Source organism: Deltaproteobacteria bacterium (assembly GCA_020848745.1).
Lineage (GTDB): Bacteria > Desulfobacterota > Binatia > UTPRO1 > UTPRO1 > UTPRO1.
Window position 1 is genome coordinate 31,797 of sequence record JADLHM010000073.1, and the last position, 9,039, is coordinate 40,835.

At 70.4% G+C, this 9,039-nt stretch carries 9 protein-coding genes; 5 read left to right on the forward strand and 4 right to left on the reverse strand.

Annotation, left to right across the window (positions count from 1 at the left end):
* Window positions 1-145: 145 nt before the first annotated feature.
* Complete coding sequence (locus tag IT293_11225) at window positions 146-655, forward strand: universal stress protein (protein ID MCC6765222.1); 510 nt, start codon at window positions 146-148, stop codon at window positions 653-655.
* Here the strand turns inward: IT293_11225 and rnr are convergent.
* Both rnr and speA read right to left on the reverse strand, forming a co-directional pair.
* Window positions 576-2,858: a ribonuclease R gene (gene rnr / locus IT293_11230; protein MCC6765223.1), complete on the reverse strand. Its 2,283-nt coding sequence runs from the start codon at window positions 2,856-2,858 to the stop codon at window positions 576-578. The two genes, IT293_11225 and rnr, sit on opposite strands and share 80 nt — an antisense overlap.
* A gap of 75 nt (window positions 2,859-2,933) precedes the next feature.
* Complete coding sequence (speA, locus tag IT293_11235; protein MCC6765224.1) at window positions 2,934-4,862, reverse strand: biosynthetic arginine decarboxylase; 1,929 nt, start codon at window positions 4,860-4,862, stop codon at window positions 2,934-2,936.
* A 148-nt stretch (window positions 4,863-5,010) separates the two neighbouring features.
* On the opposite strand from speA, the gene IT293_11240 reads away from it, so the two are divergent.
* The 3 genes from IT293_11240 (at window position 5,011) to IT293_11250 (ending at window position 7,420) form a co-directional block, all read left to right on the forward strand.
* Window positions 5,011-6,210: an aminotransferase class V-fold PLP-dependent enzyme gene (locus IT293_11240; protein ID MCC6765225.1), complete on the forward strand. Its 1,200-nt coding sequence runs from the start codon at window positions 5,011-5,013 to the stop codon at window positions 6,208-6,210.
* Between the two features lie 71 nt (window positions 6,211-6,281).
* Window positions 6,282-6,911 (forward strand): Uma2 family endonuclease, encoded by a 630-nt coding sequence (locus IT293_11245; protein ID MCC6765226.1) that lies wholly within the window; start codon window positions 6,282-6,284, stop codon window positions 6,909-6,911.
* Window positions 6,912-7,177: 266 nt separating this feature from the next.
* Window positions 7,178-7,420: a hypothetical protein gene (locus IT293_11250; GenBank protein ID MCC6765227.1), complete on the forward strand. Its 243-nt coding sequence runs from the start codon at window positions 7,178-7,180 to the stop codon at window positions 7,418-7,420.
* On the opposite strand, the gene IT293_11255 is transcribed toward IT293_11250, so the two are convergent.
* Complete coding sequence (locus IT293_11255; protein MCC6765228.1) at window positions 7,399-7,659, reverse strand: hypothetical protein; 261 nt, start codon at window positions 7,657-7,659, stop codon at window positions 7,399-7,401. The two genes, IT293_11250 and IT293_11255, sit on opposite strands and share 22 nt — an antisense overlap.
* Before the next feature lie 675 nt (window positions 7,660-8,334).
* Between IT293_11255 and IT293_11260 the strand changes: the two genes are divergently transcribed.
* Complete coding sequence (locus IT293_11260) at window positions 8,335-8,748, forward strand: PIN domain-containing protein (GenBank protein ID MCC6765229.1); 414 nt, start codon at window positions 8,335-8,337, stop codon at window positions 8,746-8,748.
* A gap of 136 nt (window positions 8,749-8,884) precedes the next feature.
* Here the strand turns inward: IT293_11260 and IT293_11265 are convergent.
* On the reverse strand, window positions 8,885-9,039 hold a 155-nt coding region (locus IT293_11265), incomplete at its 5' end, for an antibiotic biosynthesis monooxygenase (GenBank protein ID MCC6765230.1).

Consider the following 9,039-nt stretch of genomic DNA (forward strand, 5'->3'; position numbering starts at 1 on the left):
CGTTCCCGCGGCGGCGTTCCGGACGGCGCGAAACGCCCTCGGGTGTCGCTCGCAGCGCTGGGAATCGCGCCCGGCTTCGCGCTGCTCCCGCGCGGGTGGTGCGTGGCATGGTCTCTGCATTTCCGAAGATCGGGAGGCGCACGTTATGACGCGACCCGAAGGCGAGCGCATCACGCTCGACGAGATCCTGATCGAAACGTTCACGACGGAAATCGGCGCGCCCGGAGCGGCGCGCGCTCCGGCGATCCGCCGTGTCCTCGTGCCGACGGACTTCTCGCCGTCGTCGCTGCACGCGCTTCCCTACGCGGAGGAGATGGCGCGCCGTTTCGACGCGGAGCTCCTCGTCCTCTACGTCGACTTCGCCCCGTCGATCTACGATCCGACGCAGGACGACGTCGTCACCTCGAAGGTCGCGATCGGGCGCGCCGCCGACGTGCTGCGCGCACGCGGCGTTCGGGCGCGCGCGGTGTACCGGCGCGGCGCCGCCGCCGACGAGATCGTGCGCGGGGCGGCCGACGAGAAGGCGGACCTGATCGTCATGGCGACGCACGGCCGCACCGGCCTCGCGCACGCGCTCATGGGCAGCGTCGCGGAGAGCGTGGTGCGTCGCGCCGCGTGCCCGGTCCTGAGCGTGCGCGGTCTCGCGTCGAAGTGACGCGAGCGGCCCGGCGCGCGACGTCGTCGCGACGCGCCTCGGCGAGCACGAGGTCGATCTGCTTCCGCTCGATCGACACGGCTGCCACGCGCACCGTCACGGCGTCACCGACGCGGAACGTCCGCCCGCGCCGGCGGCCGACGAGGCGGTGCTGACGTTCGACGAGGTCGTAGTGGTCGTCGGTCAGGGTGGCGACGTGGACGAGGCCGTCCACGAAGTACTCGGCGAGCTCGACGAAGAGGCCGAACGCCGCCACGCCCGAGACGAAGCCGTCGTAGGTTTCGCCGACCTTGTCCTCCATGAACTGCACCTTCTTCAGCTGGATCACCGCGCGCTCGGCGTCCATGGCGAGGCGCTCGCGCTTCGAGCTCTCCTCGCAGATCGGTCCGAGCTCGCCCGCGATCGCCGCGAGGACGCGCCCGTCGCCGCGGAGGTGCGCCGCGAGGATACGGTGCAGAACGAGGTCGGGATAGCGCCGGATCGGCGACGTGAAGTGGGTGTAGTGCGACGCGGCGAGGCCGAAGTGGCCGGCGTTCTCCGGCGCGTAGCGGGCCTGGGTCATCGAGCGCAGCACGATCGTGTGGACGAGGCGTTCCTCGGGACGACCGGCGGCGCCGTCGAGGACGCGCTGCACGGCGCGCGGCCGGACCGCGCCCTCCTGGAGCACGAGGCGTAGGCCGAACCCTTCCAGGAAGCGCGCGAGATCGCGGAGCGCGTCTTCGGCAGGCGGCTCGTGGATGCGGTAGGGCAGCGGGATCCGTCGGGTCGTGAGGTAGTGCGCGACCGCCTCGTTGGCGGCGAGCATGAAGCTCTCGATCAAGCGGTGCGCCGCGTTCCGCTCGGCGCGCACGATGTTCTCGGGACGTCCGGTCGCGTCGATGATCACCTCGGCCTCGGGGAGATCGAGGTCGATCGAGCCACGCCGGCGCCGCATGGCGGTGAGGCGTTCGGCGAGCGCCGCCATGCGCTCGAGGTGCTCGACCAGGTCGGCGTGCTCCTGCCGCGTCGGCGGGTGCTGATCGACGATGACCCGCCGCACCGTCGTATACGTGAGGCGCGCCCGGCTCCGCATCACGCCCGGGAAGAACGCGGCGCCGAGCACCTCGCCGCGCGCGTCGCAGTCGAGGAGCACCGCCTGGACGAGCCGGTCGACCCCCGGGTTCAGGCTGCAGATGCCGTTCGAGAGCGCCTCGGGGAGCATCGGCAGCACGTGGTCCGGGAAGTAGACGCTGGTCCCGCGCAGGCGCGCCTCGCGGTCGAGGGCGCTCCCGCGCCGCACGTAGGCCGCCACGTCCGCGATCGCGACCAGGAGCCGCGCGCCGCCGTGCGGGCCCGGCAGCACGGCGACCGCGTCGTCGAAGTCGCGCGCCGTCTCGCCGTCGATCGTGACGAGCGGCAGCGCGCGGAGGTCGAGGCGCTCGCGGATGGTCACGGCTTCGTGCCACGGACGCCGGGCCGTGACGGGCGGCGGCAGCTCGCCGGCGAGCGCGCCGAGCACGGCGGGATCGATCGCCGCGGGAATCCTGGCGGCCTCGGCGAGCACGTCCGGCGGGAACTCCGTCGGGAGCTCGAGGCGCCGGATCACGGCTTCGGTCTCGACGCGCGGGTCGCTCGCCGGGCCGAGCACCGCTTCCACGCGCGCCTCGAGGTCGTGGTGCGGGCCGGGGTACTGGGTGACGACGGCGCTCACCATGTCGCCGTCGCGCGCGCCGGCCGTCTCGACGAGCCGGCACCCGTAGAGGAGGCGGTGGTCCTGCGGGATGAGGTACGCGCCGCTCCGACCCCGGCGACAGACGCCGAGGAGGCGCTGCCAGCGCCGCGTGACGACGAAGACGACCCGCCCCTCGGAACGCGTGAACCGTCCGCGCCGCGCATGGCGAACGGCGGCGAGCACCGTGTCGCCGTGCATGGCCGGACGGAGCCCGGCGCCGCCGATGTAGAGGTCCTCGCCGCGCCGCTCGTCGCCGCCCGGCTCGACGAGGAACGCGTAGCCGTCGGGATGCACCGAGACGGTGCCGGCGCGGAGGCCGTGCTCGGCGGCGAGGGCGGCGAGCGCCTCGCCGCCGGGCGGCGCCGCCATGACGCCGAGGCCGCGCTCGATCGCGGCGACGGCTGCCGCCTCGTCACGCGCGCCGGCCGCGTCCCGCCGGCGGTCGCCGCCGTGCTCTCGCGCGTGTCGCGCCCGGCCGCGCGCTTGCTTCACGATCGCGCGGGTGCGCCCGGTGCGCGCGCGGCGCGTCTTCGGGGGGCGCGGTGGTCGCGAACGACGGATGGCGCTCTACTCGCTCTCCGTCAGGTAGGTGTAGCCTTCGAGGGCCTCCTCGTAGCGACGGAGGAGGCGGCCCGACTCGGCCATCGTGAGGCGCTTCTCGCGTAGCGCCACCTCGACCGCGCGCCGCACCCGCGAGACGAGATCCTCCTTCGAGTACTGCACGTAGGAGAGCACCTCGTTCACCGAGTCGCCCTCGACGACGTGCTCCACCCGGTAGTCGTCGCCGTCGAGGCGGACGTGCACCGCGTCGGTGTCGCCGAAGAGGTTGTGGAGGTCGCCGAGGATCTCCTGATAGGCGCCGACGAGGAAGCTTCCGATGTAGTACGCCTCGCCGTTCGGGGCGTGCAGCTCGAGGGTGTGTTTCACGTCGCGGAGGTCGATGAACTGGTCCATCTTGCCGTCGCTGTCGCAGGTGAGGTCGGCGAGGACCGCCCGGCGCGTCGGCGGCCGGTTCAGGCGGTGGATCGGCAGGGTGGGGAAGAGCTGGCGGACGGCCCAGTGGTCCGGCATCGATTGGAAGATGGAGAAGTTGCAGTAGTAGGTGTCGGAGAGCTGCTTTTCGAGGCCCTCGAGCTCGTCCGGCACGTAGGGAAGGTCGCGGACGACCTTGAGGATGCGCTCGCAGACCGCCCAGAAGAGCTGCTCGACGCGGGCCCGGCCCTTGAGATCGAGCACGCCGAGGTTGAAGGCGGTGATCGCCTCCTCCTTCAGCTGGAGCGCGTCGTGGTAGGCCTCCTGGAAGTTCTTCCGCGAGATGCCCTCGTAGGTCTCGTGCAGCTGCTTGATGATCGTGTGCTCGTTCCCGGAGAGTGCCTCGGGCACCTGGCCGTCGAGGATCTCGTGCGTGCCGAGGACGTTGAAGACGAGGAGCGAGTGGTGCGCGACGAGCGCGCGCCCCGACTCGGTCACGATGTCCGGATGGGGGACGTCGGCCGCGTTGCACGCCTCGGCGACCTGGCTCACGATGTCGCTCGCGTACTCCTGGAGCGTGTAGTTCACCGACGAGTGGAAGTTCGTCTGGCTGCCGTCGTAGTCGACGCCGAGGCCGCCGCCGCAGTCGAGGAAGCGCATGTTGGCGCCGAGGTGGTGCAGCTCGACGAAGATGCGGCTCGACTCGCGGAGCGCGTCCTTGACCGCCCTGATGTTCGTGACCTGCGAGCCGATGTGGAAGTGGAGGAGCTGGAGGCAGTCGAGCATGCCTTCCTGCTTCAGCCGCTCGACCGTCGCCACGATCTCCGCGGTCGTGAGGCCGAACTTCGAGCGGTCGCCCGCCGACTCGATCCACTTGCCCGCGCCCTTGGTGGCGAGCCGCGCCCGCACTCCCAGCACCGGTCGGACCTGGAGGTCGCGCGCGCAGGCGAGGATCGTCTCGAGTTCGCCGATCCGGTCCATGATGATGATGATCTGACGTCCGAGCTTCTGGGCGAGCATCGCCGTCTCGATGTAGGCGCGATCCTTGTAGCCGTTGCAGAGGATCAGCGCCTCGGGGTTGTCCTGGAGCGCCAGCGCGACTAGCAGCTCGGGCTTGGAGCCGGCCTCGATGCCGAGGTTCCAGGGCCGGCCGTACTCGACCAGCTCCTCGACGATGTGGCGCTGCTGATTGACCTTGATCGGGTAGACGCCGCGATACGCGCCCTTGTAATCGCTTTCGCCGATCGCCTGCGCGAACGACCCGGCGAGCTGCTGGATGCGGGTCTTCAGGATGTCGGAGAAGCGAATGAGAAGGGGGAGCTTCAAGCCGCGGCTGCGGAGGTCGTCGACGAGCTCCTTGAGGTCGATCTTCGGGGAGCCTGGGCCGCCGGGCGTCACCTCGATGTTGCCGGCGTCGTTGATCGTGAAGAAGTCCCGACCCCAGCCGTTGACGTTGTAGAGCTCGATCGAGTCTCGGATCGTCCAGGCTCGGAGATCGTTCTGCGACGCGACTTTCAGCAACAGTCCCTCTTGCCTCCTTCACGGGACGCGCGCGCGCGTCGTGGCTCGACATCTATAGCGCAGCGCCTGCGAAGTCTAGGCGAGAACTCGTTTCGGCGGGGCTCGGCGTCGCGCTTGCCGGCCGCGCGGGGTGCGATCATCATGCGCGGCCATGCCGACTCGCGAGCCGTCGCCGTACGCCGCGCTCTGGACCCTCGATCCGGCCGTCACGTATCTCAACCACGGCTCGTTCGGCGCCTGTCCCGTGCCGGTCCTGGCGCGGCAAGCCGAGTGGCGCGCACGGCTCGAGCGGCAGCCGGTGCAGTTCATGGCGCGCGAGCTCGAGGGGCTTCTCGACGAGGCACGGACGGCGCTCGCGGCGTTCGTTGGCGCGGCGCCGGGTGACCTCGCGTTCGTGCCGAACGCCACCTCCGGAGTCAACACGGTCCTGCGCTCGCTCGTGTTCGCGCCCGGTGACGAACTGCTCACGACCGATCACGCCTACGTCGCCTGCGAGAACGCGCTCCACTTCGTCGCCGAGCGGAGCGGCGCGACGGTCGTGGTCGCCAAGGTGCCGTTCCCGCTCGACGGGCCGGCCGCGGTCGCGGAGGCCGTGCTCGCCCGCGTCACCCCGCGCACCCGGCTCGCGCTCCTCGACCACGTGACGAGCCCGACCGGGCTCGTCTGGCCGATCGCCGAGCTCGTGGCGGCGCTCGCCGAGCGCGGCGTCGAGACGCTCGTCGACGGCGCGCACGCCGTCGCCATGCTGCCGCTCGACGTGTCGGCGATCGGCGCGGCCTACTACACCGGCAACTGCCACAAGTGGCTCTGCGCCCCGAAGACGGCTGCCTTCCTGCACGTGCGCCGCGACGTCCAGGCGCTCGTGCGGCCACTCGCGATCAGCCACGGCGCGCGGCTCCGGCGCGCCGACCGCTCGCGCTTCCTTCTCGAGTTCGACTGGACGGGCACCGTCGACCCGACCGCGTACCTGAGCGTGCCGGAGGCCATCCGGGTGCTCGGGTCGCTCCTCCCGGGCGGCTGGCCGGCGCTCCGCGCCCGCAATCGCGACCTCGCGCTCGCGGGCCGCCGCCTCCTCTGCGAGAGCCTCGGGATCGCCGAGCCGGCGCCCGAGTCGATGATCGGCTCGCTCGCCGCCGTGCCGGTCCCCGACGGCTCGCCCGCGCCGCCGACGTCGGGGCCGTACCGTGATCCGCTCCAGGACGCGCTCTTGGCGGAAGCCGGCATCGAGGTGCCGGTCGGGCCGTGGCCGGCGGCTCCGCGCCGGCTGCTGCGCATCTCGGCGGCGGCGTACAACACGATCGCCGACTACGAACGCCTGGCGGTCGCGTTGCCGGCGCTGCTGCGGCGCTGACCCTGATACTCGTCGTCTCGCGCCGCTTTTGCTTGGCGTGTACGCGGATCGCCGTGGTAGCGTCCGAGCGTATGAGCCGCGCGTCCCGCGAGTCCGAGTCGGAGCCCCTGGTTTCCCGCCCGATGTCCATCGACGAGTGGGCAGACCTGCCGGAGGACGAGCCGGGCGAGCTCGTGGACGGCTACCTGGTGGAGGAAGAGATGCCAGGTCTGCTGCACGAGATCGTGCTCACGTGGCTGGTCTACTCGTTGCGGTCGTGGGCGGCGCCGCGCGGGGGGCTCGTGTTCGGGTCGGAAGGCAAGTTCGCCGTCGCCGCGCGGCGGGGACGGAAGCCCGACCTCACCATGTACCTTCCGGGACATCCCGCGCTCCCGCGCCGCGGCGCCGTGCGGGTGCCGCCTGACGTCGCGATCGAGATCGTCACCCCGACGCCGCGGGACGTCCGCCGCGACCGGGTGGAGAAGGTCGAGGACTACGCCGGCTTCGGCGTCCGCTACTACTGGATCGTCGATCCCGAGCAGCAGACGTTCGAGATCCTCGAGCTCGGCGCCGACGGCCGCTACGTCCGCGCCCTCGGCGCCACGGGCGGGATCCTCGCGACGGTCCCGGGCTGCGCGGACCTCACGCTCGATCTCGACGAGCTCTGGCGCGAGGGCGACAAGCTCGGTTCCGCCGAGCCCGAGCCGCGCAGCCAGCCTTGATCTGACGATAAGTCGCGCTCAGGCGGCGCGAGGGAGTCGGTTGTCGGTCGCCAGGAGCCGTCGTCGGACCGCGGCGGTGGTCCGGACCTCCAGTGTGGGTGCGTTCCGCGTGGTGCTCGATGCGCTGGGCGGCTACGCCGCGCACCAGCGCGGGATGAGTCGATGCTCATGGGCCTCGCCGTTCCCGATCCCGACGTGTGGCGCTCGCGGACGTTGAATGCCGCGCCGAGCCTCGTCCGCCTGCTGACGGAGGGCGAATCACGCGCATGCGCGTGCGCTGGCTCGACCTGATCCCACCAGCGTTCCGCCGCGTCGACTCCCAGGCGAACGCGGAGCAACGTCAGCGCCTCGTCCATGACGAAGTCCGTGGAAACGAAGACCCCGCGCTTGACGAGCCACTGATCGCGAAAGTCGGCGGCGGCCTCGTGCAACGGATCGGCCGCATCGGCGAGCATCATCCATCCCGCCGTGTCCACGAAGGCCGCCTTCACGAATCGTCGATATCGTAGAGAATGCGATCGTGATCGCGTGAGGTCCGACCGTCGGTCGAGCGTCCGACCGGCTCGGCCCGGTAGAGCGGATCGTCTTCCACGCTCTGCGCTGGCTCGAGGCGACCATCGGCGACCGGCACGATTCGGCATGCAGGCCGGCTGCGATACAGTACGGTGAAGCGCTCGCCACGCCGAACGCGCTCCACCATCTTGGGAAGCGCCGCCCTCAGCTGCTTGGTGTTGATGATGCGCTCCATGTTCAACTCGAGTTAACCTGGGGTAGGTCCCCGGGTCCACATCGTGTTCAACCGTGGGGCGAGGCGCGAGAGAAGAGGCGGACGTACCTGATCCCCGTTCGCACGTGGGTCACGGTCGACCTGGCCAGCTCGGTCGTCGCGCCGGTGACGCGGTCGCGGTCGCCGATCCCGACGGCGGCTGTGGCAACCTGGCCGTACGAGCGTGAGCGGCCGTTGACGCGAATTGACAACTGGCGGGAGCGAAAACGCAACCGAAGTGTCCTTCAACTCCGTCGATGCTGCGCGCGCTCGTAGCCGGGGAATGCGCTCCTGCCGTGCTCGCGAATCGTAGCCGTACCAAGGGCGGTGGCGATCTCCTCGGTGCCGCGCCCGGTGTCGTGCTGACGATCCACGGTGCTGGCGATCCGGTTGACCGTTGATATCAACATACTCTATTGTGATAACAATGATCCGCACGCAAATCTCGCTCGACGAAGACGCCTACCGCGAAGCCAAGCGGGAAGCGCGGCAGCAAGGCATTTCATTGGCGGAGCTGGTGCGCCGACTGGTCGCCAGCGGCATCCGGCACCGGCGAACGAAGCAGCGACCCTGGATGCGCCATGCCGGTGCGTTGGCCTCGGGTGACTCCAAGGCGAGCCGGAGCGTCGATGCGGTCGTCTACGGACGACCGCGACCGTGAGAGTCGACACGGTCTTCCTGGACAGCGGGATCTTCATCGCCTTCCTCGACCGCTCGGATCGCTTTCACTCTGCTGCCCTCGAGTTGTTCTCGAGTCCGCCGCGCCGTTGTCACACGTCCCTCGCGGTGATCGCGGAGACGTACGGATGGTTCCTGCACCGGCTCGGCGAGGAGGCGGCGCGCACCTTTCGCCTCGCCCTGGCCGACTTCACCTGGCTGACCCTCCAGACGCTCGACGCTGCACACCACAGTGCCGTGCTCGTCAAGCTCGAGCGCCTGCGGGGCCACAAGCTCACCTATGTCGATGCCTCGAGCCTGGTGTTGCTGAGCCGCCTGAGGATTCGGGAGGTCTGGGGCACGGATCGCGATCTGAGCATCGAAGGGGCACGGATCGTTCCGACGGGAGCCTGAGCGCCGGGCTGACCGGCGCCTCCTTCGACACGCGCGACCGTACGAAGCTCACCAAACGGCTCATCCGTCGGGTTGCCGACCTGGGTGTCTGAGGCAACCTCGGGACGCCGCCTGATTCGATCGCCGGAGTTTCTTCTCAGCCGAGCGCGACTTCCCTGGCGACCTCGTAGGCCTTGATGTCGAGACCCTTCGGCTGGAGCGCAGCGACCGCCAGGTTGAACTCCGCCATGTGCGGGCTCACGAGGTGCGCCTTGATCGCATCGAGGGACTCCCAGCGCTCGACAACGCGGA

Bases quoted from the DNA above. Each gene is read 5' to 3' on its own strand.
- IT293_11225 (MCC6765222.1), top strand. From the start codon at position 146: ATGACGCGACCCGAAGGCGAGCGCATCACGCTCGACGAGATCCTGATC.
- IT293_11240 (MCC6765225.1), top strand. From the start codon at position 5,011: ATGCCGACTCGCGAGCCGTCGCCGTACGCCGCGCTCTGGACCCTCGAT.
- IT293_11245 (MCC6765226.1), top strand. From the start codon at position 6,282: ATGAGCCGCGCGTCCCGCGAGTCCGAGTCGGAGCCCCTGGTTTCCCGC.
- IT293_11250 (MCC6765227.1), top strand. From the start codon at position 7,178: ATGCGCGTGCGCTGGCTCGACCTGATCCCACCAGCGTTCCGCCGCGTC.
- IT293_11255 (MCC6765228.1), bottom strand. From the start codon at position 7,659: ATGGAGCGCATCATCAACACCAAGCAGCTGAGGGCGGCGCTTCCCAAG.